Source organism: Paenibacillus sp. J22FR21 (assembly GCF_056269135.1).
The window spans coordinates 935913-961869 of the sequence record NZ_JBWDNJ010000002.1 but is presented as its reverse complement, the minus strand read 5'-3'; the positions used below and the strand labels follow the sequence as shown (position 1 = coordinate 961869).

23 protein-coding genes are annotated in these 25957 nt (G+C 49.1%); 4 read left to right on the top strand and 19 right to left on the bottom strand.

Features of this window, described 5'->3' with window-relative positions; all coding sequences use genetic code 11:
• Positions 1-175: 175 nt before the first annotated feature.
• Together AC0YNS_RS10160 and AC0YNS_RS10155 are read right to left on the bottom strand one after the other, a co-directional pair.
• On the bottom strand, positions 176-6385 hold the full coding sequence (locus AC0YNS_RS10160) for an InlB B-repeat-containing protein (protein ID WP_475780867.1): 6210 nt from the start codon (positions 6383-6385) through the stop codon (positions 176-178).
• Between the two features lie 896 nt (positions 6386-7281).
• Positions 7282-8277: a Gfo/Idh/MocA family protein gene (locus tag AC0YNS_RS10155; protein ID WP_475780866.1), complete on the bottom strand. Its 996-nt coding sequence runs from the start codon at positions 8275-8277 to the stop codon at positions 7282-7284.
• A 193-nt stretch (positions 8278-8470) separates the two neighbouring features.
• Here AC0YNS_RS10155 and AC0YNS_RS10150 point away from each other — a divergent pair, with 193 nt between their 5' ends.
• The gene (locus tag AC0YNS_RS10150) at positions 8471-9127 is read left to right on the top strand and encodes a DUF1345 domain-containing protein (RefSeq protein WP_475780865.1); all 657 of its coding nucleotides are present in this window, start codon (positions 8471-8473) and stop codon (positions 9125-9127) included.
• Positions 9128-9305: 178 nt separating this feature from the next.
• Here the strand turns inward: AC0YNS_RS10150 and AC0YNS_RS10145 are convergent, their stop codons facing one another.
• The 9 genes from AC0YNS_RS10145 to AC0YNS_RS10105 form a co-directional block, all read right to left on the bottom strand.
• Entirely contained in the window at positions 9306-10157 is an 852-nt protein-coding gene (locus AC0YNS_RS10145; protein WP_475780864.1) for an alpha/beta fold hydrolase, read from the bottom strand.
• A 152-nt stretch (positions 10158-10309) separates the two neighbouring features.
• Positions 10310-10753 (bottom strand): cell wall hydrolase, encoded by a 444-nt coding sequence (locus AC0YNS_RS10140; RefSeq protein WP_475780863.1) that lies wholly within the window; start codon positions 10751-10753, stop codon positions 10310-10312.
• Between the two features lie 151 nt (positions 10754-10904).
• A complete protein-coding gene (locus AC0YNS_RS10135) occupies positions 10905-11219 on the bottom strand; it encodes a hypothetical protein (RefSeq protein WP_090975354.1) in 315 nt (104 codons plus the stop codon).
• Positions 11216-11581, bottom strand: a complete 366-nt coding sequence (locus tag AC0YNS_RS10130; protein WP_475780862.1) for a DUF6864 domain-containing function — start codon at positions 11579-11581, stop codon at positions 11216-11218. Before AC0YNS_RS10130 ends, AC0YNS_RS10135 begins: the two co-directional genes overlap by 4 nt.
• A 150-nt stretch (positions 11582-11731) precedes the next feature.
• A complete protein-coding gene (locus AC0YNS_RS10125) occupies positions 11732-12370 on the bottom strand; it encodes an HD domain-containing protein (protein WP_475780861.1) in 639 nt (212 codons plus the stop codon).
• 6 nt (positions 12371-12376) lie between these two features.
• Positions 12377-12895 carry a VanZ family protein gene (locus AC0YNS_RS10120; RefSeq protein WP_475780860.1) on the bottom strand — a complete coding sequence of 173 codons (519 nt, stop codon included), beginning with the start codon at positions 12893-12895 and terminating at the stop codon, positions 12377-12379.
• Between the two features lie 87 nt (positions 12896-12982).
• Complete coding sequence (locus AC0YNS_RS10115; protein ID WP_475780859.1) at positions 12983-13552, bottom strand: SF0329 family protein; 570 nt, start codon at positions 13550-13552, stop codon at positions 12983-12985.
• Positions 13553-13705: 153 nt separating this feature from the next.
• Positions 13706-14287, bottom strand: coding sequence for a YjgB family protein (locus tag AC0YNS_RS10110; protein ID WP_475780858.1), 582 nt, complete (start codon positions 14285-14287; stop codon positions 13706-13708).
• A gap of 157 nt (positions 14288-14444) precedes the next feature.
• Positions 14445-14897, bottom strand: coding sequence for a hypothetical protein (locus tag AC0YNS_RS10105; protein WP_475780857.1), 453 nt, complete (start codon positions 14895-14897; stop codon positions 14445-14447).
• A 171-nt stretch (positions 14898-15068) separates the two neighbouring features.
• Here AC0YNS_RS10105 and spoIIP point away from each other — a divergent pair, with 171 nt between their 5' ends.
• Positions 15069-16553, top strand: coding sequence for a stage II sporulation protein P (gene spoIIP, locus AC0YNS_RS10100; protein ID WP_475780856.1), 1485 nt, complete (start codon positions 15069-15071; stop codon positions 16551-16553).
• Positions 16554-16628: 75 nt separating this feature from the next.
• Here the strand turns inward: spoIIP and AC0YNS_RS10095 are convergent, their stop codons facing one another.
• Positions 16629-17501: a hypothetical protein gene (locus tag AC0YNS_RS10095; RefSeq protein WP_475780855.1), complete on the bottom strand. Its 873-nt coding sequence runs from the start codon at positions 17499-17501 to the stop codon at positions 16629-16631.
• A gap of 173 nt (positions 17502-17674) precedes the next feature.
• Between AC0YNS_RS10095 and AC0YNS_RS10090 the strand changes: the two genes are divergently transcribed.
• On the top strand, positions 17675-18934 hold the full coding sequence (locus AC0YNS_RS10090; RefSeq protein WP_475780854.1) for a sialidase family protein: 1260 nt from the start codon (positions 17675-17677) through the stop codon (positions 18932-18934).
• Between the two features lie 101 nt (positions 18935-19035).
• Here AC0YNS_RS10090 and AC0YNS_RS10085 read toward each other — a convergent pair whose 3' ends face one another.
• The 4 genes from AC0YNS_RS10085 to AC0YNS_RS10070 all read right to left on the bottom strand — a co-directional run bounded on the left by AC0YNS_RS10085 (position 19036) and on the right by AC0YNS_RS10070 (position 21913).
• Positions 19036-19437 carry a (R)-mandelonitrile lyase gene (locus tag AC0YNS_RS10085; protein ID WP_475780853.1) on the bottom strand — a complete coding sequence of 134 codons (402 nt, stop codon included), beginning with the start codon at positions 19435-19437 and terminating at the stop codon, positions 19036-19038.
• A 490-nt stretch (positions 19438-19927) separates the two neighbouring features.
• Positions 19928-20491 carry a hypothetical protein gene (locus AC0YNS_RS10080; RefSeq protein ID WP_475780852.1) on the bottom strand — a complete coding sequence of 188 codons (564 nt, stop codon included), beginning with the start codon at positions 20489-20491 and terminating at the stop codon, positions 19928-19930.
• A 192-nt stretch (positions 20492-20683) separates the two neighbouring features.
• The gene (locus AC0YNS_RS10075) at positions 20684-21589 is read right to left on the bottom strand and encodes a sugar phosphate isomerase/epimerase family protein (RefSeq protein ID WP_475780851.1); all 906 of its coding nucleotides are present in this window, start codon (positions 21587-21589) and stop codon (positions 20684-20686) included.
• A 78-nt stretch (positions 21590-21667) separates the two neighbouring features.
• Positions 21668-21913: a hypothetical protein gene (locus tag AC0YNS_RS10070; RefSeq protein ID WP_475780850.1), complete on the bottom strand. Its 246-nt coding sequence runs from the start codon at positions 21911-21913 to the stop codon at positions 21668-21670.
• A 143-nt stretch (positions 21914-22056) separates the two neighbouring features.
• Here AC0YNS_RS10070 and AC0YNS_RS10065 point away from each other — a divergent pair, with 143 nt between their 5' ends.
• Positions 22057-23109: an AraC family transcriptional regulator gene (locus AC0YNS_RS10065; RefSeq protein ID WP_475780849.1), complete on the top strand. Its 1053-nt coding sequence runs from the start codon at positions 22057-22059 to the stop codon at positions 23107-23109.
• A gap of 67 nt (positions 23110-23176) precedes the next feature.
• Here the strand turns inward: AC0YNS_RS10065 and AC0YNS_RS10060 are convergent, their stop codons facing one another.
• The 3 genes from AC0YNS_RS10060 to AC0YNS_RS10050 form a co-directional block, all read right to left on the bottom strand.
• Positions 23177-24388, bottom strand: a complete 1212-nt coding sequence (locus AC0YNS_RS10060) for a glycosyltransferase family 4 protein (RefSeq protein WP_475780848.1) — start codon at positions 24386-24388, stop codon at positions 23177-23179.
• Entirely contained in the window at positions 24375-25385 is a 1011-nt protein-coding gene (locus tag AC0YNS_RS10055; protein WP_475780847.1) for a lysylphosphatidylglycerol synthase domain-containing protein, read from the bottom strand. The genes AC0YNS_RS10060 and AC0YNS_RS10055 overlap by 14 nt, the downstream gene beginning before the upstream one ends.
• A gap of 184 nt (positions 25386-25569) precedes the next feature.
• Entirely contained in the window at positions 25570-25911 is a 342-nt protein-coding gene (locus AC0YNS_RS10050) for a hypothetical protein (protein ID WP_475780846.1), read from the bottom strand.
• Positions 25912-25957 lie beyond the last annotated feature (46 nt).

Below are 25957 nucleotides of genomic sequence, written 5' to 3'. Positions count from 1 at the left end.
AACCTCTTTACGGGTACTAGATGGTTCGACATCGAGAATGAACGCGATGCAACCGAATGAAACGTAACACGGGCTTGCGTATTCGCGGGACGAAACCTCCCGATGAACGCAAGCCCGCATTATTTATTCAGGTGAATGTTAACCTTTACGGTCTTGTCTGACTTGAAGTTTCGCCTTAGTAGAACACGATGTTGTCAAAGTACCCTTTGCCGCCGGCGGCAGTCGCGCCGACCTTTAACATCAGCTGTACACTTCCGGTAACATACGCATCGCAGAGACCGGCAGCTACAGAGACGTTGTCCAGATAGAGCGTAAAGTTCCATTTCGTGCCGTTGTGGGTAAACTCCACTTTGAAATGATGCCACGCATCTTTGGTATAGTACTTATTGCCCCAAGTGTTCCACGAACGCAGATTCAAATCACTGCCCTGCGCCGGGCCGTCGCTGTCATAGAACCTCGCGCTCCAACCGAGATAGAGAGCGTTTCCGGTGGTTACGCCGCTGCCCATAAAGTCATATTCCAGGGTGTAGCTAACATTCGGTTCCAGCGTAATCGCGGGGAATTGATACATACTATTGGCGTCAGTTTGAGTAATCTCAAGCGCTTTGCCGCCCACTCCGCCCGGAGCAGGGACAATCGCGCTGCCGGTGCCGGCCCATCCGGCAACCTCGCCAGGAGCGCTGTACGCGTCAAAATTTTCCACAAGCAGAGCAGTGTTAGCACTCTCAAAAGCAGCTGTTACGGTTACATTTCCGGCTGGCATTAATAATGTGAATTTGTTGCTGCCTGCAGGCGGTAACGCGACTTCCATGCCATATCCGCCTTGCGTGGCTGTAAGTGTTTTAAGTCTGAAGCCAGCCTCCGGCGCTATGGTCAGCGTGACGGTATCGCCCTCGGCCGAGGTTTCCTTGTCCGCAGTGACCGAGCCTCCGGTAATCACACCGGGTACCGTGACCGTGTACTCGACACCCGACTTATGGCCTTGGTAGAGCTCGACGTTGTCAAAGTAGTTTTTACCGCCGGCCCCGCCGACTTTCAACATCAGCTGCTGATTGAGAGAAACCGCGCCGTTTACCTCGTTATCGTCTACGAGCACGCCATCCAGGAAGAGTTTTACTCTCCACTTCGCGCCGTTGTGCTTGAACTCCGCTTTGAAATGGTGCCACACGTCTTTCGTATACGACTTTGCGATCCAGCTCTGCCACATGCGCAGTTGCAACTTGCTTAAATCGCTGCCGCCGTCGCTGTCATAGAATCTCTCGCTCCATCCGAGATAGAGAGCGTTCCCGGTGCTCGTGCCGCTGCCCATAAAGTCATATTCCAAGGTGTAATCGATCCCGGGCTCAAACGTGATCGCGGGAAATTGATACAAGCTGTTGCCGTCGGTTTGAGTGATCTCTAGCGCCTTGCCCCCCGCCCCGCCCGGAGCGGCGACAATCGCGCTGCCTGTGCCGGCCCATCCGACAACCTCACCAGGGGCGTTACGCGAATCATAGTTTTCTTCATACAGGATTGCGTATTGAACTTCAAGCTCCTCGAACGCGGCCGTTACGACGACGTCCTCATCGGGCATGAGGAGTACGTGGCTGCCGCTGGCTATCGTCTGCTCCACGCCGTTAATCTTGAGCCAAGACAGCGTATAGCCGTCGTCCGGGGCGATGGTCATGGTGAACGTTTCGCCTTCGGTAGCCGTTGCCTTGCCCGCGGTGACCGAACCTCCGGCGATCTCACCTGGTACCGTGATGCTGTGCGGCGTCTTCACGACCTCTTCTTGACCCCGGTAGAGGAAGAAGTTGTCATAGTACGCTTTACCGCCTTCATCGCTAAGGTAGCCGTTCTTCAATTTCACCGTTTGGCTCCCGGTAGCGGTAGCACTAGCGACGGGTCCGTTAGCCATAAGGATATTGTCGATGTAGAGCGTGAACGACCATTTCACGCCGTCATGTCTGAACTGCAATTTGAAATGGTGCCACTCGTTCTGGGTATAAGTCTTCGCGCTCCAGGTGCTAGCCGAACGTACATTCATCATGCCGTCCACCGGGGCATCGCCGTCGAATAGCCTTTGGCTGTCGTTCAAATAAAAACTGGTTCCGTCGATTCCGCCGTCACCCCTAAAGTCATACTCAAGGGTATAGTTGACGCCAGATTCAAAAGAGATCCCGGGGAGTTGATACAGGTTATTGCCGGCGCCCTGCGTAATTTCAACCGCCTTGTCGCCTTCGTCACCTAGTGGACGGACGACAATCGCTGCTCTGTCGCCGGCCCATGCTCCTCCGCCGACATTGACTCTGGCGTCGAAGTTCTCGTCATACAAGACAGCGTATTCATCGTTGGCCTCTATCTCGACGAACGAAACCGTCACGGTGACGTCCTCGCCTGGCATGGCGAACAGGTAATTATTATTGCCGAGACTGGTCAGGCCAGCTGCACTGCCGTTGACCTTGAGCGAGCCAAGCTGCAGCTGGTATTCGGGGTTCGGAGCAACAGTGAGGGTGACCAGCTCGCCCTCTATCGCCTGAGCTTTGTTAGATGTGATGTTTCCGTTTGCCATCTGACCGATCGAAACGTTGTGCGCCGAAGGCTCCGGATTATCACCCGTGTTCACCATGACGAACACCGGCTTTTCGGTGACTCTTACGGTCAACTTTCCGTCAGATAGCTGAGACTTGATGGAAGTAGTGGAACCAGTCTCACTATTGCGCACCAGCTCGACCAGCGTAACGTCCTCGATATCCGCTAGAGGTATTTCGGACAGATCAAGCTCATAATCGACATAGTTGCCGTCAACATCCCCCTTGGAAGTGCCCAGCCAGAGCGCGTAGCCCTTGCTGTTATTCATGTCTTCCTCGTCTTTCCCGGCGTTCTCGTCCTCGAAGCCGAACTGAAGGACGTTCAGCGCGTTTTCGGGCGTCGTATTGTTATTGGTGAAGGCATTGCCCGCTGTATCCCACTCTTCTACTTTCTTTGTATAGGCGGGGGTCTCCACTTCCTTCTCGAAGCGCATATCACCTAACCAGTTACGCATGGCCGTTACATAGTACCATGCGGGTTTCTTGGCGTTCGGACCCTCGCCCAGCACGTCTTGAGTATCCAGATACCCGCTGGTATTGAATTTACCGGCGGTACCCGTTCCTGAACCGCGCAGCATGAACTGCTGGGCACGATCCACGCCCCAAGACGACAGGAGCAGGAATTCCCTAACCATCCAGCGGCCTTGAATCTCAAAACCGCCGACTACGTTTTGCAAGGTTTCCGGATTGTTCCTGCCTGGGAAGCTCGGATAAAGATCCGGATTCAATTCGAGTTCGGCATTGACGCCGGGATAATAAGATTGATTCGCTTTGGCGGTGGTCGCCGTTCCTTGAGCGCTGTCCCAGCCCAGCTCGGAAAGCCACACCTCGGCGTTAGGATAATACAAAGCACGAAGATTCATGACCCATTTCATGCCGTACTCAAGAGGAACGTCTTGGTTCCACGTCTGGTTGGTCCACTGGTCTTCCTCCGGCGCCACACCGCCGATCGCCCTGCCGTTCGCGACGTCTTTGGAGTCAGGGGTGTAGTGGTGGACGTTCAGTACGTCTACCGGGAACTGCTCGAACCTGTATAGGAAGTTTGCCGGTTCCTCGGGATTTTCCTCTCCCAACAGGGCTTGCTCTCTGGTGTAGGCTTTATTCTTCTCGGTATCGTGTTTCCTGAAGTACGAACTCCCCTCGGAGAAATAGTTGATATCCAGGTAATCGTCCGCGGTTCTGTAGGTCAGGAACCACTCTGTCATCTCTTCCAAGAACTTGAGGTCGAGGCCGCCTACGCCTGCTATGGACAGCTTGGCGTTCGGGTCGGCATTCTTGATGCCCACGCCGGAGTAAGGCTTGCCGGTGGCTTCCTCAGTGTAGATGTAATTCCCGCTCCGGGATTTAACATCAATATCCGTATCGTGTATCCACGCCTTCATAGAGTTCATGTGGCCGTCGTAGTCCGCGCTGGTCATGGCCGCGAACTCATAGCCGCTCACGCCCTTAAGGTTTAATTCATTGCCGTTCTCATAAGTCTCGATCAGGTTTAACCCGATTTCCTTGGAGGTGCCGGGGGCGACGTGCACCAGATCCGGATCGATGGTGCCACCTTCCTCCGTGCTCTTAGCACTTCCATATCTAGCCACATGCTGCCATAAGCTCATGGCGTGGCCCAGATAGGAATTGGGATTTTCTACGTCCCCATCGCCCTGATAATTGGGCATGTTGTACGCGGGATCCGTTCTATCGGCGTCTCCCACATGCAGATTCTGCAGGCACAGATATACCAAAGCGCCGGCGGCCTTCATGTTTCTGTAGAAAGCGTCAAAAGCTCCCCAGGTGTTGACAAACGCCACCAGCGGCTTCTCCGGATCGTCGATCAAACGCGGATCGTTGTCGCCGGCGCCTAAGTCGTTTCCGACCATGTATTCCGTCCAAGCCCAAGTGTGGTATTCTCTTGTCGTTCCGCTGACCGGGACGACGTTGCCACCAAGGTCGGGGTCATTAAAGAAGCTGTTGGTGCCGACAGACGTACCGAAGTCAATATTAAAATCGGGCACTGTCTGAGGTTCTTTTTCCCAGTCTACTGGGACTATTTCCCTCTTCCCGGTATCCGCGATCAGCGGCTCAAGCGGCAGGCCGAGAATAACGAACTCGGAAAGGTTGACGTCGCGGTCGACCGTAATGATATCGTCCGCGAAGTTAACGTATTTGTACGTACCGCCGCTCAGCTTTTCGATTTTGAGTTTCGTGGCGTTCTTTATATCATTGTAGTTGTAGCCGCCGCCGAAGCTGGCGGGGTTGGCGAGGTCCATTCGGACCCAGCTGTCGTCGTTGTTCATCGCATAGGTGAACAGCTCCACATAATGGTCATCCACATAGGCGGACACCTTGACAGAACCCCCGGCGACCTGCCACTCGCTCGGCTGGTCCGCTATGGCGTCTGATGTGGCGCCGTACTCCGCGCCGTCAAAGAACCACATCTCCTGAAGCGTATGCTTCTGATTGAGTGCGATCTCTAGCTTGTTGCTGCCGCCCTCGCCCGTTCTCCATACGCTGTCGTTAGTTGGAAGCGCTTTCTCTTCGTCGCTGAGCACGGGCTTGTAGCCAGCTGGACTCTCTGCGCTGATCTGCTCAAATGTCGTGAAGTCCTTGTATTTCTCGTATCCGTCGAACAGCAGGTAAGGTGATCCGTCGCCCTCAGCCTTGCCGTCGTTGCCCAGCCAAGACCTCTGCACCGCCGCCACCTTGCTGCGGGTGATTGGCTTGCCGACCATGACAAAGCTCGAAAGATTCACGTCGGTGTCGAAGTTTCTGTATACGTCAGCGCCTTCCCACCAGTGGTATTTATCCTCGCTCACCTTTTCGATTTTGATTTTCGAGACTCTCTTAATTTCCTCGTAGGTTAGGTTGGTATGGTTGGCGAAATTGCTGAGATCGCTGAGGTCTACCTGCACCCAGCTGTCATCGTTGTTCATATCATAGGAGAACAGGAGCTCGTACCTCTCCGCGTCTTCCAGATAACCGTACACATTGATAGACCCGCCGATGACCTCCCACTTGCTGCCCACGCCTTGAGGATCGTTCGGGACGTCGGGAACAGGGTTGTCCGGATCCGTAAAGTTCCAATAAGCCGAGGGGCGGTACTCTCCGCCGTCAAAGAACCATATCTCCTCGAGATCATGTCGCTGTTTAAGCTCAATCTCAAGGACTCTGTTCGTGTCCCATGCTCCTCCTGCTCCCGATCTCCAGACCTTGTCGGTATTGCCGTTCGGGATCAGCTTGTCCGCTTGGCTAAGTATGGGCCAGAAACCGGACGGACTCGCTGCGCTGATCTGCTCAAACGTCGTGAAGTCCTTATAAGAGTCGTAACCGCGGAACAGCAGATACGGGTTGCCGGGTGTTGTATCCTCACCTTTTGTGCCCAGCCAGGATTTTTCCACGCCGACGACCTCCGTGTCGCCTATGGTGATCCATCCGTCGTCAGTGACTGCATTCGCCACTATAATGGTCAGTGGTCCGGACTGGGAGATCAGGCCGCCTTTTTTGTCCTTCGCTTTGCCTATAAGCGTGTATTCTCCCGGCTCGTTATAGGTGGCAATAAAAGTAAAGGTTTGATACTTGTCTTTCTTGATCTGTTTGATGTCCCAGGTATGCTCTCCCGCGACAATGCTTATATTGTTGTAGGTACCTTTGCTGCCGTTATTGGAGGCGGTGACCGTATAGGTTACCGTATCGCCCGGTTCCACGGTTGATTTATCCGCAGTCACGGACACGTCGATCCCTGCCGCAGTGCCCGCATTAGCCGAGATTGGGATGCTCGTCAACATCATGATTGCAATAATCATAATTGCCACTAGCCTTCGTTTCATCAATTTTCCCCCTTATACAAATGGTGGTCCCAAGTGTTGTCGGGCAAAGCGCCCTTCTTTCGTTGACTCTGCGTAAATAGACCGGGCTAACTATTCTGGGATAAGTGGTTACATACTCAGCGATCTTGAAAACAACGTACTTGTTCCAAGTTCATGTACTGTAGATCCCGGCCGGAAATCTTCGAATATCCCTCCTTCCTGTTTGTAATGGGGCTTACTGCGATAATTAATGCTGGCCACGCTCACTTTCGCTGACGAGCCCGGTGCGTATAAGGTAACACAATCTATTGGTGGTATATATTGTATTTCACTGCCTTTCGTTTACTTTTAATAGCTTTACGAGAATTAGAGATACACATCTGCGGTCTGATTTTATATAAAGGCTATATTATTTCCTAATGTTGATCATTGAATATTCCAAGCAAATTCGGTTATCCAGATCCAGTGGTGTATATAAGTTTTAATCAACTTCCTCCTTGAGTTGTACAAACTACACGACAAACCGAAGCCTTACGAGAAAAAGATAGATTTACGTGTATAAAATGCATTTGAAATACGGATAACCTGCTATATTCACTCTAAAGAAACGTATGAATTGTACGAAGTACACGTCATATGCCATTTGAGACTAGAAAGTAGCGAATGTGTTGTACTCCTTACACGTCATTATTTGGGCAGATAGAGAGCAATGTCTCAAAAACAAAAAAATCGAATCGCTAAGATCGCTTGAAAACCTAAGTTCTTCAGTCGCCACTTTTACTAAGGTGGTTTTCTTTTGGTTCATTATCAACATTAGAATTTAACATAGTCATAAAAAAAAGAAGCCGGCGTTTGCCGACTTCTCCATGATAATGCCATTACAGTTCTGAAATTCCTATCTGATCTTTGCCCTTGAATCACGCTTCGCTCGGATACTTAAGTCCCCATGGCTCACGGATCCGGTCAAGCGTCTCCATAATGCGCACAGTCTCGTCGACAGTCAAGGCTTCGCTCTCCTTGCGGCCCTCGCGCAGGCACTCCATCGCCTCGATCGCTTGATAGAAGTGGCCGGACGGTTCGAGCTCTTGCTTGAAGACGACCGGCTCCTCGCCGTTCACATGCAGCGTCGCGGCCTTGGCGAATAGGAATCTCGGAATTTCTATCCGCCCCTTCGTGCCATAGATGACAGCCTCGTTGGTCATGGAGAGTCGTACCGAACTGTGCAGGCTGGCGGTGCGGCCGCCGCCGTATTCGAACAGCAGCGAGAACTGCTCATCCACGCCTGTCTCGCCAATCAGGACGGAGCTCGAGATCTTGGAAGGTTGCTCTCCGCCGTACACCATCGACGCGAACGAAACCGGATAAATTCCGGCGTCGAGCAGTGTGCCGCCGCCCTTTTCCTTGTTCAGCAGCCGCCCTTCGGGATTCCAGCCTGCGTCAAAGCCGAACTCGGCCTTCACGATGCGCACTTCGCCGATTGCGCCGCTGTCCAGCCACTCCCGCACCTTGACGATCGTAGGTAGATACCGCGTCCACATCGCTTCCATTAGGAATAGACCCTTCTGCTGCGCCAGGTTCGCAATCTCCCTAGCCTCGGCAGCGTTGATCGTGAACGGCTTCTCGCAGAGCACGGACTTGCCTCCGCGCAGCAGTGTCAGTGCATTCTCTTTGTGGATCGGATGAAGCGTGCCAACGTAGACGATCTCGACGTCTGGATCAGCCGCGAGCTCCTCGCAGCTGCCATAAGCGCGCTGGATGCCGAATTTCTCGGCGAATGCTTGCGCCTTGTCGAGCGAGCGTCCCGCGACGGCGACGAGCTCTGCGCCTGGTGCGTGCGGTAACTCCGTAGCGAAGTTGTCCGAGATGCCTCCCGGACCCATAATGCCCCATTTCACAATCCGTTGTTCTGCCATGAGTAAAGTCCCCTTTTCCTCTCAGATAACTCCACCTTAACCGATTCGATGACGATTGCAAAGCGTTTCGGTCAAGTTAACGCACATATTCATTGTTGATATCCTTGAACAGTTGTGTCCCGATAGTTGAACTCAGCTATATGCTATTATATAAATAATCAGATTTAGACGAATTCGAAACGAGGTGAATCCCTTGCCGAAGAAGCAAACCCGCTCATCGGAACAGCACCACCATATTCGCATACCCCGTTCCGCTTCTTCCGTGGCGGTGGTTATCATCGGGCTACTGCTTAGTCTCATCTCCGAGAAATTAAACGTAATCCCGAGTTGGATCGTGATTCTTATCCTCTCTATGCTGCTTGTACCGATGACCGTCAGTGTCCTGAGAGGTCATCATGCGTGGACACGGATACTTGGGCTAGGTTTAGCTGGCATGATTACATTGGGACTGGTTACCAGTTTGGTGTTTCTGCTATATGCTTTGTTTAATCATAGTACTACCGCGGCTGATCTGATCGGCAGCGCCGCTTTGCTATGGATATGCAACATTGGCGTATTCGCCGTCTGGTATTGGGAAATCGACCGTGGCGGTCCGGTGAAGAGGCACAGTGGAAATAGCGAACGTCCTGATTTTTTATTCCCGCAGATGACCTTTGAAATCACAGGATGGACGGCATGGATCCCCATGTTTCTGGACTACTTATATCTCGCTTTTAACACGAACACCGCATTCAGTCCGACGGATACGATGGTTTTGTCGAGTAGAGCCAAACTCCTAATGATGGTCCAATCCTGCATTTCATTAGTAATTGTCGCTGTATTGGCAGCGCGGGCGATTAACATCGCATAAGCCGTGCAGATTGATGCACAACGGTCCGTAAAAGTAACGAAGCCGCCTTCGTGCTGGAAGCTTCGTCATAGGTCATATTCTGTTCGCTTGTTGCAAAAAAAGTTTGTAGGATTTCAAAAAAAAGAACTCGTTTTGGCGAGTTCACATGGTTGCTAAATTATCACCGACAAATTCTTCATTAAGCTCTGTTCAAAAACAAATGAATATGTTCGGCAAATAAATCTGCGTATTGGAACAAAAACCCATGACCTGAATCCGGATAAATAATCAATTGTGCATTCGGGATGCGTTGGGAAACAAGATAAGAATTGATAGTCGGAATCATGATGTCATGACTTCCATTAGCTACAAGCACGGGCTGCTTAATCTCCCCGAGTCTGTCAAAAGTCGAATCCTTCCCCCATGCCACAGATGATTTTATCTGCGCTTGAACCGACTCAGCCTTAACTAGTGGCGCACGGTCGTCTTGTCTTCGATTAGCGAGCCGATCTAGGTACTGTAATCCTGACGCTCTGCTTGTTTCCGTAGGTTCGAAGAACAAGTAAAGGAAATCTTCCGGCTCGTTCACCGGCTTAAAAGCAACTTTGAATACTTCAGGCTTGCCAGATTGCGTACCTTCCCCGGTCCCGCCGCCTGTACCTGCCAAGATTAAACGACGGATCAAATCAGGGCGAGCCACTGTCACTACCTGCGCAATGTAACCCCCCATAGAGAAACCGATGAGATCCACTTGTTTAAGACCCAGCGCTTCAATAAAAGTGATTGCATATTCCCCTGTTTCAAAGAATGATTCTGCAACTTCTCCCGATGTCAATCCGATCCCCGCACTATCAAAGAGGATGACCGTACGTTCTTCCGCCAAAGCATTTACGAGGGCCGGGTCCCAGTCATCCATCGTACCTCTAAAACGTTGGCAGAACACGAGCGGCACTTCGGATGGTTTGCCGAATGTCCGGTATGCGAATCGAATTCCTTTCGCATCAATAAACGATGTTTCCACTGTTTCTGCTGATACTTCTATGGCATTCATGGTATCTTCTCCACTCTAGGTTTTGATCAAATGATGCCCTCTTAACCTATTACCTATACGAATGTTGTTTCAGGTATTTCAAAAATACAACCCAAAATGGCAGCCGCTATATACCGGCTGCCATTTTGGGCTGCATTAACTTTATACTGCCGTTAAAAAGTATTGTATATATTCTCACACTCTTGCCCGGTCGGTTCATAAAAACAGTGCTTCTTCCATCGTCCTGCGAACGGCTGATTATACCAAGTTGGCGGACAGGGTCCTGGATTGTCGAACGAACCTGGACGGAAATACCACAGTGAGAATTTGCCCGGCCAATTTCGTTCCCCATTCACAGCCCGTTGTGCCAGACGACGTTCCCTCTCTCTTGCGCCTTGATAGTACAAACCATGCTGCAGCGCCTCGAAGGCATGCGCTTGGTTGATCATTTGGGGAATTGTTCGGAGATCTTTAAAATCGGAGCAATTCGCTCGTATACGGTTAATGCCAACATTTCCAACAAGGAGCATGCCCATCTCGCCTTCGGTCTCAGCTTCAGCTCGAAGCAACCTTGCCAGCATATCAATGTCCTGCTTCCTGGCTTTTACGACTCCCATCGGCTCACCTCTTTAGATTTCTAGACTCATCATATTGTAGGTGAAGCGGATGTGTTACAGTCTACAAGAAAGGACCATCCTGAACGGGATGGCCCTTTCTATCCATACGTGCTGCCGTACGGAGTTTAATTAACAGGTATGATGAACGAACCTAACCTCCGGTTTCCTTCGTCCTCGATCCGATCAAATAACCGATAATCGTCGATTCGACCGGAAGTACCACTAGCGTCCACATTTCCTTCAAGCCGAAGTCGGGTGAACGATATTGGTCAGGGATTAGCGTATAAACCAGGGCGATGAGAAGTACACCGAGCGTGATCGTACCGACGATATACAGGCGCACATTTTCGCCTGAACCGAAGAATTTCCCAAGGAATCCAAGCTCCGCCTTGCGCTTATCATTCTCCGCGTTCGCCGCGATGATCTTACTGGCTACCCGCGGATCTTGAATTTCGAGTTTGTTCATGCCGGCCCAACCCCCTCGCCCGAGAAGAACGTGAAGGCCAGTGCCCAGGACGTCGTATCGTAATTAATGGTCACTTCGTAACGCAACGATAGCTTCCGGTTGTTCAACACGCCGAGCTGGATCATATCTTGATTGCCGATCGGCTTCCCCCTCGGAAAATTCACGCAGGCAATGCGAACTTCATTGTAACGGACCAGCCTGATATCCGTCATGAAGTCATCTCGTTCCGATTCCGTTTCAATGCAGAACACGAAGGTCAGCGGATCATTCTCTTCCGACAACACAATTTCGATCGGATTCATATCGTAAGCGAGTACTCGGCCATAATACACGGCTTCGAATCCGCCGGACGTTATTCTCATCGTTATCCCTCCGCAGCGATTAGTCATCGTACAAGCTTATTATTACAGTGTACGAGCATGCGCGAGAGTTGATGACTATCCATCCATGATCAATTCCCCTCCATGCCAAAAAAGCTTGATTTCTCAAGCTTTAATCGATGAATGGAAGTTCTACTCTTCCCATCTGGAATGTAGGACACTATGGCAGAAATTAGGTCGCTTATATCCCGGAAGAAGCATTTCGCAAACGTCGGCATTAATGGTGCCATACGTCGTTTCCGGCTTGTGTTTGAAGCCCTCTATAAAGGCATGCAATATCTGGTGCTTGAAATTGTTCCGTGGAAAAGCATCAACGACTTGCTGCCGCATTTCGGTTGAAATTAGATCGAAGTTCTTCCCCACCACATCATATCCGACGCCAAAATTCATAAGGGCCGCTTCCGCTTCCTTATATTCCACGATTCCAATGGTAGTATGAAGAGCAACCGCATCCCACACCAGTCGAATGTAATCTTCCGGCAAACCGCGACTTCTAAGGAAATCACGGGCTGCATTTGCCCCATCAACCTCAAACCGCTTGTTATCGCTTCGAAATGCGGGGGTGAGACCAATATCATGGAATAGTGAACTGATATATAACAATTCAGGATCGTATTTAATCTGTTTCTGGTTCCCATTCATCGCTGCAAACAGAAATACTCGGTTCGAATGATTCCACAGGAGATCATCGCCATGCTCACGCAATAATTCTGCTGCTTCAACGGCCAGCTTACTATCGGGTATCTTAATGTCTGCGATATAATTCGACATCTGCAATTACTCCTTTAATTCTATTTCGCGTCGTATCGGAATTGCTCCCATGAACCATACGAATAATTGCAAGGCTACGTAGCCAAGCAAGCCGCCGCTTGCATTTAGAATGAGATCATCGACATCAAACCGTCCGATTGCGAACAAGATCTGTGCGCTCTCCAAGCATAAGCTTAAACCGAATGATTTCAAGATAGCGCCGGAGATTGTTGAGCCTTTGCTTAGGGACATCAAACCGATAAAAAACCCGAATGGAATGAAGATCACGATATTCCCATACAAGTTCATAAGACTATGACTCGATTGTACATGAATTGCTGTGGCGATTTCCTTAAAGGGAATCAAATTCCCGCTCTTCAAACGATCGCTTAAATGGGCAGGGTTTGTTAAACTCTCTTTCAGCTGCGTCCCAAGCCATGTCACGTCGATTGAGCCGAACTTAAACAAAATGATTTTGATTAAAGCATACATATATAAAACAAACAGCCCGTGAATGATCAAATTAGTCCCGATTTTTTTATCCATTTCCCATCCTCCTTATCATTCACTAATGATAAGGAAAAGTTATTAAATAGGAGCGAGGGTAATCATAAAATTATTCTTAAAACACCTTTATAGCGTACTAAGGCGGAGTTCATAAAAATATTGCACGCTTGGATGCTTTAACTTTATTGTCTCGCTCATGTTTAGTATCCGCTTCTTTCCGACTCGTCTATCCACCAGAGCAAGAATATTTAATAAGATATCATTGCTCTCCATGCTTTCCTCTATAGATCGGGCTAGGAACTTAGTAGCTTCTACGGTAAAGTTTGATTTGCTTAAAGTTGACTGAGCTGACAGAAGCTCTTTGGCAAGCTCGGATATTCTTCTGCCTCTTGCAATTACTTGCAGACGCTCTTCCGGAACCAGACCCTTGGTATCGTTCCTGACCGCTTCAATTTCTTCTTTATGAATCGGAATTTGAATAGCGGAATCATTCTTAATTTCCTGCTCTGTCTGATACCACTTAATTAATGTAGTTAAATCATTCATGTTGAGCACATTCTTCTTATCTACCGCAATATAACAATGACCTGCTTTATCAGGTGTATAACGGTAGCTTGTTGCACGGTATTCGACCCTGCCTATTAATGCAGGACAAAGAAAACTCTCCAGTTGTTGTTTCAATTTACTCCAAGACATAGTATCCTCCGATGTTCTGTGAGACAGCAGTACAAGTCTATGCTACAGTCACGATGATGGGCTGGTTTCATTTTACCACAGGTTCAAGAAGAATCTTAAGCACAAAAAACCGCCTCGTATGGAGGCGGTTCATCGATCGTTGTACGGACCTCATTAACGTTTAAGCAGGTTAATGTGATCGAGATTCGTGCCGGAATTGAATATAAACGCCAGTTTATAGGGTCCGCGGTTGTAAGTGATCTTCTGTTGCACCAAGGAGCCATTGCGAATCTTGACCGATGCGGAAGGTGCACCCCAAGCTGCGAAGAGCATACGTTTCGTTATCCCGCCGATATTTGTCTCTCGTTCGACATTGGTCCCGAAGTACCGGATTTCTCGAACTTTATTCAGTTTATAAGCGACGGCATATCCGGGGTGCCCCATCTCGGCAGAATACATGTCGAACCCGTCCGCATCCGTTCGCGTTTTGTCTGGCTGGCCGATGATGCCAAGCACGTTCTTTCTGGTACTTACCCCGACTTTCACCCCGTTCACCGAGCCGGGAAACCTGCCATTCAGCGCAGGCTTATAGAAGCTGTTCAGTACCTTCTTCGCCATTGCCGCGTCTGACGCGCTCATTTGGCGCATCGGCTTTGCAGCTTCATTGGCGTTGGCCTGAGCAGCTTCGGTAAGTCCGGTCATCAGTAATAGGCTGGCTAGCAATACGGCTTGCGTATTTCGTAATATTCGATTCATGATTAAGTAACCTCCTGCGTAGCGTGGTCGAGCCGGAAATGCAGCTCCTCCCTGATAAGTTACCCCTGCGCAGAAATGATTATAACGGACAACTATAACATGCAGAGAATGGCACCTTTGTGGGTGCCATTCTCAATGTTTCACAAGTTCGCTAACCTTAAACCTTAAACATTTTCATAATCGGCATAATGGATTTGATCATCCCGTAGCCCATCTTCATCATTGGGAATGTTTTGCCCATATTCCCCATCAAGCCCATCATACTTTCAAAGCTTCCAAAGTTACCAAAGCCTCCGCCTAATCCGCTTGCAATGCTTCCTCCGCCGAAGCCCCCTGCACCGGAAAAGATACCCCCGCCAAACATCGAACCGCCCCCAACTAAGGATCCCATCAGTCCGGGAATAAAACTGGAAACCGTTGCTTTACTTCCACGTTTGGTCGTGATCAGCTTTGTTTTCCGAGGACTTCTCTGGCCGGACAAAATCAGTTGTCCACTCTTTGCATCTGTGACCATACCCCAATAAGAGCTGCCGTCCACTAATTCGATATACACCGGTTGACCTATCCATTGCTTAGCGCTGTTCTTGGTCATCTTTGATTTTACAGCCATCAATCATCACCTCTTTTCTATAGGTATTACAATCTATTCAAGCACTTGCAAGCCGTCTGTACACTTATTACCAAAATTATAGCATTGAGAAAATGGCGAAAGTTTCTTATTTTTAAGAGGCTATCGTTTTTTTAAGGCTGCTAGAATTGACAACTAGATTAGAGGTGTAAGATGAAAAGATCGATTATTGCATCGTTTTCGCTTTTGTTACTGCTCTCTTTTACTCCTACGGCTTCTTATGCGGCACCTGCAACGATTAAATTGTTTCTTGAAGGACACCAGCTAAGTTCGGCCGTTGCTCCACGCATGGTCAATCAGACCACGATGGTACCGATTCGCGTCATTGCGGATGGTTTAGGTGTAAACGTTACATGGAATAAGAAGAGCCAGATTGCAACTCTTGAAGGCGATAAGACGACAATCGTACTACCGATTAACGGTACCTATGCGATTCAGGATGGAAAAATGCTGCGTCTGGAGCAGCCGCCAATTGTCATTAATGGCGTAACGCTGCTTCCGATTCGTTTCGTCGCCGAGAACCTGGGTCTTCTCGTGAAGTGGGACGCGTCTGCTTACGCTGTTCGTTTATGGAGAACGAATAGCGATGTATCCGGCAGCGATCCTGCCACCGATCCGAACGTACCTGCAATCCCTCCGGATCAATATCCTTCACTTGAATCCATTCAATTTGCCAATCATCGTTTAACAATCGGAACTAGCGGGAACTTCTCTCCTATCGTCTCCACGTCAACTGACCCGGATCGTATGGTCATCGATCTGCCGGGTGTAACGTTTAATGGGACAATAAGCGAGCCAGCCGAGAATGCGTGGGGTGAAGTGTCGAACATTTCTCCGAGCGACCCTTATGTTTCAGCTATTCATTATCGAATGAAGGAAGCGGATACATCGACCATTCAAGTCGTAGCGGATTTAAAACAACATGTGAACGTTCAAATTGAAAACTCAGGCGACCCGTCTAAGCTGGTCATTCGTTATGAAGCGAAGACAACGACAAACCCGGGGTTGAAGTCGGCCATTTATATTTATCAATCGCATAATCGGGAATCGTGGATCCCTGAATTGCCCGGCGTAACGAACCCCGATTTCGCATACAATGCGACAACCAATGTCGCTATGTTAGGGGCACGACTGACCGGCGTGCTGCAAGCGCTTGGCGCTGAGGTTTATCATACTTCATATGACTACGCATCGATCTATGGAAGCCAATTTAATTACGGAAAATCCTATGTTTACTCGGAGAAATCGATCATGAATCAATTATCTCTGCATCCGCAAATCAAATATTTATTTGATATTCATCGTGATACGAGTCCCAGAAGCGAGACGACAGTCCATATTCGCGGATCGAATTACGCCAAATTATATTTCGTTATTGGGCTGGAGAATCCGAATTGGAAGCAGAATGATGCCTTCGCCAAGAAAATACAAGCGTTGATCACGGCTAATTACCCTGGTCTATCCAGAGGAATCTACTATAAAGATAATAGCGTCGGCAACGGGTGGTATAATCAGAACTACTCTCCTACCAGCGCATTAATCGAAGTCGGCGGCACGGCTAATACATTGGCGGAATCGAATAGAACGATGGATATCCTGGCACAAGCCATCAATCAAATTCGTTTGAGCGGTCAATGATTGGCTCTCGGTGCTCAAGTCCTCGAACTCATAGAAACGGCAGCCATTCCCGGCTGCCGTTCTTTCATTATCCATCTACCGTACCTGATTATTGTACAGAGTTTGAAAATATCCTGTCGACGTTTCCCCATGTATCCTAGCTAATTCTTTCAATCCGTATGCCCCATATTGTTGAAACAAGCCATTCAAATTTTTCTGGAAATCTTCTTCTCGATCCCCAAGAGACATCCGCTGTGCCAAGGCCGCATGGTAGACCCATGATGATGGCAAGCACTTTGGCCGCCAGTTAGATAAAGTACCCATATAGTAGGCGTATCCAATAAGCAAGCTATCGTCCTCATAGCCCTGCTTGCCTGGTAGAAACCGATGATCGTATCCGCCAATATGACGCAGTGCACTTGATTTATGTATGACGGGGTGTACGAATCCTTCTTGCGGTTCCGTCGAATGTAATTGATCGCTGATCTCCTTCAAAATCATGAGCACGTTCTCCAGATTAAATCCCTCAGCCAGCAGCACCGGATGTTTCTGGTTGTGATAAGGATGTAAATGTCCACTTTCCGTTAATATGCATGGAGAAATCATCGGATCGTTTGAGTTTTCCAAATAGCTCAACAATGGTTCATGCCAGTTCGGCGGGAAAATCATGTCGGGATGAATTTCCGAGATGAATGGAACTTCAGGGAAGTTCGCCCAAATATATTCAAAACAACTTTGTCTGGCTTTGGGGATTCCTACATTCTTGCCTTCTCCCAGAATGATAACTTTCAAGGAATAGGATGCCAGCAGCTTCTCAATCTCTTGCTCCACTAAGCAGCCTTGATTATAGATGACAACACGAACGTTCTTCGAATAACTCAGGCTTTCAAAACAAGTTTCCATCAACTTCAAGTCATAATCCTTATCATCCGTTCGGATGAAAAAAGGCATCGTATGTATGATTTCCATGCGCTTCACCCCCTTCATTATTGCATCATGATCCAACTCATATACTGGATATATATTAGTATGGCGTAAGTCTTAGTCTTTCGTTGTATACCAGGTTCTGAGCAGTTCTAATGGAATAGGACGAGTTTGAACAAAATAAAATGTGTCAAACGTATGTAAAAGGCGGAGGTCAAATGACAAATTTTAATTTCCAAGTGACAACCGGAATTCTGCCGAAATTTGAGCCAAGCATCGCGGTTAATCTTCTCATTCCCGGCATCGTGCTGGCTACTGCAACTGATCATACGGACGGGGAGTCTCCTAAAGTAGGCCTCTATCGTTCGTTGAACGGAGGTGATACCTGGACCACCTCCTTGCTTCCGCTTCCGCCTGGAATATTTACCGGAGCGGAATGCGCGTCGGTGGCTTACAAATTTCCAAGCACCTTTATCGTCAGTGCTCATGTCTTCCCCGGCCATCAATTCGGATCGACATATGTCTATATTTCTAACGATAATGGCACAACCTTCAGCAATCCGATCCTAGTCGCTCCTGGCTACGGAACGTACATAAATAATGACGAAACCTTTCTAATCGCCGATAACGGACAATCGAGCCCCTACTTGGGCAATGTTTATGTAGTCAGGGCGAATCAGTTCAATGTAGCTAACGGAGGCAATATTACGGCTTTCTTAGACCGTTCGAGAGATGGCGGCTTGACCTGGGATACTCCTATTCTGCTCTCCAGCGTCACAGATAAAGTGCGGAGACCTGCTGTAACGGTAGATGTAACGGGGATTGTTTATGCGTCTTGGATTACGGTAAATGCGCCAAATGATCGCTATTACGTTCGGCGTTCGCTAGACGGAGGTACGACCTTCGGTCCGCCTATCATCGTCTCTGTCGTCGACCCGGTTCCGTTGGTGCTTCCGGTACCCGGCTATGGTTTTAGGGTACTGACATATCCAAGCATTTCCTGTGATCGATCCCTCGGTCCTAATACCGGTGCGGTGTATGCGGTGTGGCAGGATAACCGTGAAGGCTACGCGGACATCTTCCTCGCGAAATCAACCAATGAAGGGATGACGTGGTCGGCACCGGTCAGCATTACCGGAGCTCCGGCTGGTTCGCAGAACTTCTTCCCTTTCATCGACGTGGACCCATTAACCGGCGTAGTCAATATCGTGTATTACAGCAATCAGGTAGATGGCTTCAATCTCGACGTGTTTGTGGCGCGCTCCATTAATGGAGCGCAAACGTTTACGAATACAAGAATCACGAACGTCTCCTTCAACCCGAATGCGGGGCAGATCGGCCCTACCCCGGTTTCCACAATCGGCGATTATATCACGATCACGAGCGTCCCTCCCGGCGGCTATATTGCAACTTGGATGAGCACGGCGCCTGGATCTCAAACCATATTTGCCGGATACTCCGACATCGTCATTCCTTAGCCATAGCGTTTAAATAAGAAATGACTACCTAAGGAGGGGCACCTAAAAACAAAAAAAGGCGTCACAGGTTTCATAACTGTGGCGCCATTTCTCGTCTTCTGTTACCAGACAGTCGAATACTGATCATCACTGACTTCCTCTAACCAATCGACCGCTTTACCGTCCAATCGTTCTTGAATCGCGATATGAGTCATCGCCGTCATTGGTGAAGCGCCGTGCCAATGTTTCTCCCCAGGCGGAAACCAAACCACGTCACCGGGACAAATCTCCTCGATTTGGCCTCCCCATCGTTGTACCCTTCCTTTGCCTGCTGTAATAATCAACGTTTGTCCCAGCGGATGCGTATGCCATGCTGTCCGAGCTCCCGGCTCAAACGTAACGCTGGCTGCAACTACACGCGCCGGATCAGCTGCCTCAATCAAGGGATCGATGCGAACCGTACCGGTAAAATAATCGGACGAGCCTTTGCCTGAAGGTTGTGAGCCAATTCTTCTGATTTCCATATTGTCATTACCTCCGTTTGAGTGATGTATAGGGGATATGTTAATCGAATTGATGCGGTTAATCAACTTTTGTCTAACCTATTCAAGTTGTTTGTCCAATCCTATGTAATCCATGCTGCATATGTATTAATAAAGTAATCGCGGTAGGTGAGAGCGTTGTGACAAGATCGGTCCATCACCTTCTAGTACCAACATTCTGGTAACGGTGATTAGAGGTTTAACAACCTCGGGAATATCAGTTTTTTCGGCTTTACAAAATTTAAATACGAATGTACTGGGGCCGCAAATCATATCCTTCTCAGGATCGGACTTCAATGCCCCGAATACTGCAAATGTCGCGTACACTGTATTTATCCAAGCAACTCTTGTAGGTGTTACAAGGGTCGGTCCGGAAAGCGTTAATTTTACAGCAGTATCGGAAGATTGATCGTCGACAAATGTCCACGCAACAAAAACGGCAGCACCTACATAGGCTGCCGTTTCTTTGTTGCTAACGAGACTCCACAATATGTTCGAAAGATGTCGCCTTCGTTCCGCGGATCTCATTGTGTGCGTTAAGGATTGCTTGCTTCAATTTGTCCAAATCCAATTTACCGTCAGCAGAAACGTAATTTGCTTGGCCTACCAGCCTTGTATATTGATCATCAATCACATCTAGATAGCCTGTTTCTTTCAAACGTAAATCCCCCATAAGCTGAAGGCAGCCGTCGGCTAGCAGGCGGTATGCCGGGTTTGTGCTTGCAAAGTAGCCACGTACTTTCAATACGTCTGCAGCGGTTGGGCCTAACTCGATGTTGACATCCTTCAATTTCTGCTCCAGCTGACCGACTACTTCTTTCTCGTCATCCGTTGAAGTCTCATAGGTCTGAGCAGATGAATTTACAGACCTCATCTCGGTTGAGGGAGAGACAGGCTTCACATCGCTTGAGAAGACACCAGCCTGGGTTAGCGCGATGACCAATCCAGTTACAGCCGTAATAATTCCCGCCACTGCTGTCATGATCCCCGGCAGCGTCTGCCACCAAGATTGTGGTTTGCGTGGTTCTTCATTCATGCGATCGTCTCCCTTCTTATTCTTTAGTTCATGCTATTAATCTCAAAATGGATCCTAGTAGCATCATATTCAAATGCTAGAATATCGTGCTCCTCGACGATCTATTATCACGAGAAATAAGCCCGCATTATCGCGGGCTTCATACGGATTATATCGTTATCCTCTGAAATTTGATCGTATACGTCTACTTATCTACTTATAGCCGTCAGCTGACGGGTTCGGAACGAAAGCTCCGCCTCGGCATCGTTTTAAGTAATGCAAGGCATGGACTTGTCCGGTCATCTCCAGTTCATCCTTATAAACGGGGTCATGCCAGCCCTCGATATCGATCGTTCCTTTGTAGCTCGCCTGCATAAGAATGGTAATAATATCCGACCAATTCGTATCGCCGAAACCCGGCGTTCGATCCCAAACAAATCGCTTTGGCCCGCGAAGGCCATACTCTCTAACGATATCCCAAGCTATTGTAGCGTCTTTGCCGTGAACATGAAACACCTTGTCCACCCATTTGCGAAGCTGCGGAATCGGGTCGACTAAAGAATCCATTTGATGTGCGGGCTCCCATTGCAGGCCGATGTTATCCGATGGAATCGCATTAAACATCAACTCCCATGCACTCGGATTCAGTGCGATGTTCCAATCGCCTGAATTCCATGTACCGCCCATTACGCAATTCTCAAACGCAATCCGAACACCTTTCCCGTCCGCTCTGCGAGAAAGCTCACCGAATACCTCCGCATATTTGGGAATCGAAGCCTCGATGGATAATCCGGTCAGCCTCCCTGTAAAGCCGGCAACGATGTCCGTTCCGAATAGATGTGCGTGATCAATCAATCGTTCCCAGCTGGCTAGCGTGTCTGCATTGTCACCTTCACCTGTCAGTGGATTTCCGTATACACCAACTGATGAGATAACGAAGTTGTGCTGTGCCGCGAGATCTTCGATTTGCTTTGCTGTTTCTTTAAGCTCTATGCCGCTTGTAGATTGCCCAAACGAAAGGCTGTAAGATTCGAAACCATGCTGCGCGATTTGGGGAATCACCCGTACAGCGTCTCTGCCGCCGACGATCGTACCGATTCGAATTTGCTCTACTGCCACGATAAGCACCACGCTTTGGATGAAGTATTTTCTATGGTCAGTATAACATTATTTAGCCTAATTAATCTTTTAGAACTTTCACTTTACCCAGTGAATTTGTTCACAGATCCGATTATAATCTTCCAAGCTGTCCAGAAGTGTGAAATTGCTGGTCGGAATGTTTATGGACGAATATTCGTAAAGCAGGATTTCACCATGCTGCAGCTGCCAGGCTGTATGAATGCGGATCACCTTTCTCCCCTCCGTCAGCACCTCATCGACAATGCTCCTGACGATCTGGTTAGAAAACATCAGAATCTCATCTTCCATAACGCTGCAGCTCACAATAATTCCCCCTATGAAGATGTAGTTGACCAATTGACTAACCTTTGCGGATATTCTAACCCATATTAACCCATACACCAATATCGATAGTCGACGTATTGACTAACCAAAACTGATATACTAGGGACGTGGGAGGCGGTTTTATGAATGTTGAAGAATTGGATCGCATGTTAGTTGAATTAACGGATTTGGAGATGCATCTAAGGGACCAGGATCTCTCCGATGAAACGATTAGAAATCGGATTCTTTCACGCGGTACGACCACTCCGTCCATGTCCATGACCCACCCATCCGCGTATCACTACACCTTAGAGGGTGATGTGCTCCGATTACATGTCACAGGGGAAATCTTCTCCATCTCCAGGCACACCAGGTTTGTCCAAATGGTCAAGCACACCCATAACCTCTTTGAAATGAATTACGTTTACAGCGGCACCTTCTACCAAGAGATTCAAGGAGAACGGTTTGAATTCAATGAAGGGGACTTGATTATCCTCAATAAAAATGTGGAGCATTCCATCGACAAAGTAGGCGAGAATGATATCCTAATCAACTTCTTGGCGAAGAATGAGTTTTTTGACGATTCGTTCATTTACAACATTCTTGGCGACAACATCCTCGGCAAGACCATTGCTTCGATCATTACCGATACTTCCAGAGAGAAGAACTTTCTGTTATTCCATACATCAGACAATTGGCAGATCAAACAAACGATTCAGAACCTATTATGCGAATCATTCGAAAGCAAACAAGCAAACCCCGAGATTGTCAAAGCCTATCTGACGATTCTGTTTACCAGACTAATAGAGAGTGATCGTTACGAATTATTCTTGAACAAAGAAGTCAGACGATCGAATATATCCATTACTGACTTACTGGCCTACCTCAATCAAAACTATCTAAACCTAACATTAGACCAAGCAGCCGAGCACTTTGGATATTCAGCAGAGCATTTAGGCCGGATCATCAAGAGTGTGACCGGGAAAACCTTCTCTTCCTTCGTACAAGAGCACAAATTCAAACATGCGGCGTTGCAGTTAAAATTAACGGATCTAACCGTTGAGAAGATTTCCAAAGCAATCGGATATAACAATTTAACCTTTTTCTATCGAAAGTTCCATTCCTTCTATGGCGTTACGCCAATGAAATACCGCAAATTGGTAAAAGGTGACGAAGGTAACGCAATATTGTCATGATCGCACAAAAGGAGTTGTTTGCCATTAAACAAACAACTCCTTTACTTGTGACTCCGCAGAAACTTTCCTACCTTGCATTCTCCCGAGCGGACTCTCTCATCAACCGTATACGCGCCATTGATGGTGCGGGGAGCGCACAAATCCTTACGATGTAGCGATCAAACTTCTCGCCCAGCACCTCGTGTTGGAACTCCGACTTGGCTCTGTTGTAGCCGTCACGCACCAATCGTTCACGAAGCTTGGTATCCTTCGCCAGACGAACGACGCGCTCGGCGATTTCATCCGTTGATTGCGGATCGACGAGCAGCCCGGTCACACCGTCCAGCACCGCCTCCGACGCGCCGCCGGAACGACCGGCGATGACCGGCAGGCCCGCCGAAGCCGCCTCCAAATATACGATTCCGAAGCCTTCCGCATCACCCTTCTCCAGCTCTCGGCTAACCATAATGAATTGGTGCGACAGATTGTAATACGCATTTAGACGCTCGCTTCCGCTCACGCTGCCCGCGAACAGTACTTCGTCCGCAACCCCATACGACTGAGCAAGCTGTTCCAGCCGTTGACGATCCGGACCGTCGCCGACGATCAGGTACACCGCGTTTGGCATACGTTCCAGTATGGACGGCATGGCTTGAATCACTCGATCATGGCCTTTGCGAGTAACCAAACGTCCGACCGATAACAGCACGTATTTCCCTTCAAGTCCATGCTCGCTCACGAGATCATGATCGATGGGCTGTTTCTCGAACACGCGCTCGACTCCGGGGTTAACGATGCCAATTCGCCGCGGGTCGACGCCATAGTCTTCCACCAGCTTCTTCGTAAACTGACTGTTCGTCAATACGCCGTCAGCGTTGCGCAAGATCAGCTTCACGATCGCGTTCAATCCCACAAATCGCCGAAACATGAGCATATCCATCCCATGTGTGGAAATAACGTAGCGACGTCCGCCGAATACCCGGAACAGCAGACCGATAAATCCGATTAGCACGTACCCGTACAACGTCACGTCCGGTTCTTCGCTGCGCAGCGTCCTGCGTACCTGGCGGAACAAACGCCCCCAGCTGGTTAGGTTGACTCGCTCCTCTTGCAAGAACGAACCGCGATGAATTCGGAAAGGAAGCTCTTGATCGAACGTGTCGCTCCCCGGATATTCAGGTGCGACAACGGTCATCTTGTGCTTGCTATGCATGGACAAGTTATAGTAATAGTTCTGCATGCCGCCAATGCCCGGCGGAAACACGCCCGTTACGAGAACGATTTTTCTACGCTTCGTCATAGGTCCTCACCTTTCTCGTCAAATAGCCGATCGCTCTCACTACCGCCCAGAACAGCACCTCCGCCATGATGTTCCATAAGCGGGCGATCACGGATATATATAACGCCGTTTCGGCGCCAAGCTTGAGCGATAAGAAATACACCAGGAAACCTTCGCGTACCCCAAGCCCGCCAGGCAGAGGACTAAACAAGCCGAGCAGCCAAGATGTCGCAAAGGTACCAGCGGCGTACCACAAGCCGATATGCCCTCGCTCGAAGCTGTTTGTCAGCATCCAAAATGCTATACCCATAATGAAATGACTACCGAGGAAACACGCTAAGCAGCCAAAAAAACGGTTCCTCGACAACCCCGCTTCTTCAGTTCCCGCGATTGATTCCGTTCCACGTAGTCGCGACAGCCGAGCAAAGATTCGCCTCAGAAGCTTCCACCGTGATACTTGAACGAACAGCGTACGAATCGCCGCCGATCCTTTGTCGTAATAGACGTATGCCAACGCAAACAGCAATAGCACGCCGAATATGCATACAGCCGGAGCAATGTCTAAGCTAACCAGCAGAATCAGTGCGTAGCATAGCGCCGCGGATACGAGAAGCACGTTCTCATAGATAATGGCAGCGAGCTGCGCGTTCATCGGTACACCTGCACGCGAAGCAAGTACGACACGTCCCGCATAATTCCAGAAACCGCCGGGGAGGTATTTACCGAACTGCGAGTCGATGAAGATCCGCAATCCGTCCAGCAGCGGCAATTTGACGCCGTTCCTTTGCTTGCCGGATTCCTCGCCTGCCGCGTTCACGATCAACACCCAGATACCTGCTTGCAGCATGAGGAAGAATGCAAATACGGCCATGGACGAATAAAATCGCAAGCTTGCATGCGCCAAGAACGACTCGATGTCAGCGAGCTTCAGCGGCACGTTCCGCAAGACGAAGAAGACGATGATTCCCGCAAGCGCGAGCTTGAGTGCCGTCGGCGCAAGCCTTCGAAGCACCGCCATCTCTCAACCACCTCCCGGCCAGGGTAGAAACCATCCTTCAATGGTAGAACAGAACTGTTTGCGCAGTGTCAACCGCATTTGAGATTAGCATGAATTTTATGGAAAGATGGTACAACGCAAAATGGCTGAGCCAACGTGGCTCAACCATTTTGTAAGGAAGTTCATTTCAAATCTGCCTGCTGTTCTATACTAATGGAGAATGTGAGGTATGAAGCACATGCGTATAATCCATTAACGCTTCCTTGGCCCGCTGGACATCATCCTTATGGACCTGCAATTTCATGGCTGGAACATGCCCTCTTGTGTGCATCGTGCCGGCGACTATGCCGGTAGAAGCCGACGAACCTTCCAGCTCGCGGATGCGGGAGCGGATACCGCGTCCGTGTAAATAGGCATGCTTATCTTGTATTTCCTCCGCTTGATTGCCCGGTGCGGTCAGAACGGTTTTCCAGCGGTTCATGCGAATGATTAGGACGGCTACAAGCAAGAATACCGTGACACCAACGATAATCATGATAACATTCATCGTCATTCACCTCTTCGTTCTGGGGGTTGAATCCCCCCGTTTCCTT

Coding starts and splice junctions, on each gene's coding strand:
- AC0YNS_RS10160 (WP_475780867.1), bottom strand. CDS start 6,385: ATGAAACGAAGGCTAGTGGCAATTATGATTATTGCAATCATGATGTTG.
- AC0YNS_RS10155 (WP_475780866.1), bottom strand. CDS start 8,277: ATGGCAGAACAACGGATTGTGAAATGGGGCATTATGGGTCCGGGAGGC.
- AC0YNS_RS10145 (WP_475780864.1), bottom strand. CDS start 10,157: ATGAATGCCATAGAAGTATCAGCAGAAACAGTGGAAACATCGTTTATT.
- AC0YNS_RS10140 (WP_475780863.1), bottom strand. CDS start 10,753: ATGGGAGTCGTAAAAGCCAGGAAGCAGGACATTGATATGCTGGCAAGG.
- AC0YNS_RS10135 (WP_090975354.1), bottom strand. CDS start 11,219: ATGAACAAACTCGAAATTCAAGATCCGCGGGTAGCCAGTAAGATCATC.
- AC0YNS_RS10130 (WP_475780862.1), bottom strand. CDS start 11,581: ATGAGAATAACGTCCGGCGGATTCGAAGCCGTGTATTATGGCCGAGTA.
- AC0YNS_RS10125 (WP_475780861.1), bottom strand. CDS start 12,370: ATGTCGAATTATATCGCAGACATTAAGATACCCGATAGTAAGCTGGCC.
- AC0YNS_RS10120 (WP_475780860.1), bottom strand. CDS start 12,895: ATGGATAAAAAAATCGGGACTAATTTGATCATTCACGGGCTGTTTGTT.
- AC0YNS_RS10115 (WP_475780859.1), bottom strand. CDS start 13,552: ATGTCTTGGAGTAAATTGAAACAACAACTGGAGAGTTTTCTTTGTCCT.
- AC0YNS_RS10110 (WP_475780858.1), bottom strand. CDS start 14,287: ATGAATCGAATATTACGAAATACGCAAGCCGTATTGCTAGCCAGCCTA.
- AC0YNS_RS10105 (WP_475780857.1), bottom strand. CDS start 14,897: ATGGCTGTAAAATCAAAGATGACCAAGAACAGCGCTAAGCAATGGATA.
- spoIIP (WP_475780856.1), top strand. CDS start 15,069: ATGAAAAGATCGATTATTGCATCGTTTTCGCTTTTGTTACTGCTCTCT.
- AC0YNS_RS10095 (WP_475780855.1), bottom strand. CDS start 17,501: ATGGAAATCATACATACGATGCCTTTTTTCATCCGAACGGATGATAAG.
- AC0YNS_RS10090 (WP_475780854.1), top strand. CDS start 17,675: ATGACAAATTTTAATTTCCAAGTGACAACCGGAATTCTGCCGAAATTT.
- AC0YNS_RS10085 (WP_475780853.1), bottom strand. CDS start 19,437: ATGGAAATCAGAAGAATTGGCTCACAACCTTCAGGCAAAGGCTCGTCC.
- AC0YNS_RS10080 (WP_475780852.1), bottom strand. CDS start 20,491: ATGAATGAAGAACCACGCAAACCACAATCTTGGTGGCAGACGCTGCCG.
- AC0YNS_RS10065 (WP_475780849.1), top strand. CDS start 22,057: ATGAATGTTGAAGAATTGGATCGCATGTTAGTTGAATTAACGGATTTG.
- AC0YNS_RS10060 (WP_475780848.1), bottom strand. CDS start 24,388: ATGACGAAGCGTAGAAAAATCGTTCTCGTAACGGGCGTGTTTCCGCCG.
- AC0YNS_RS10055 (WP_475780847.1), bottom strand. CDS start 25,385: ATGGCGGTGCTTCGAAGGCTTGCGCCGACGGCACTCAAGCTCGCGCTT.
- AC0YNS_RS10050 (WP_475780846.1), bottom strand. CDS start 25,911: ATGAATGTTATCATGATTATCGTTGGTGTCACGGTATTCTTGCTTGTA.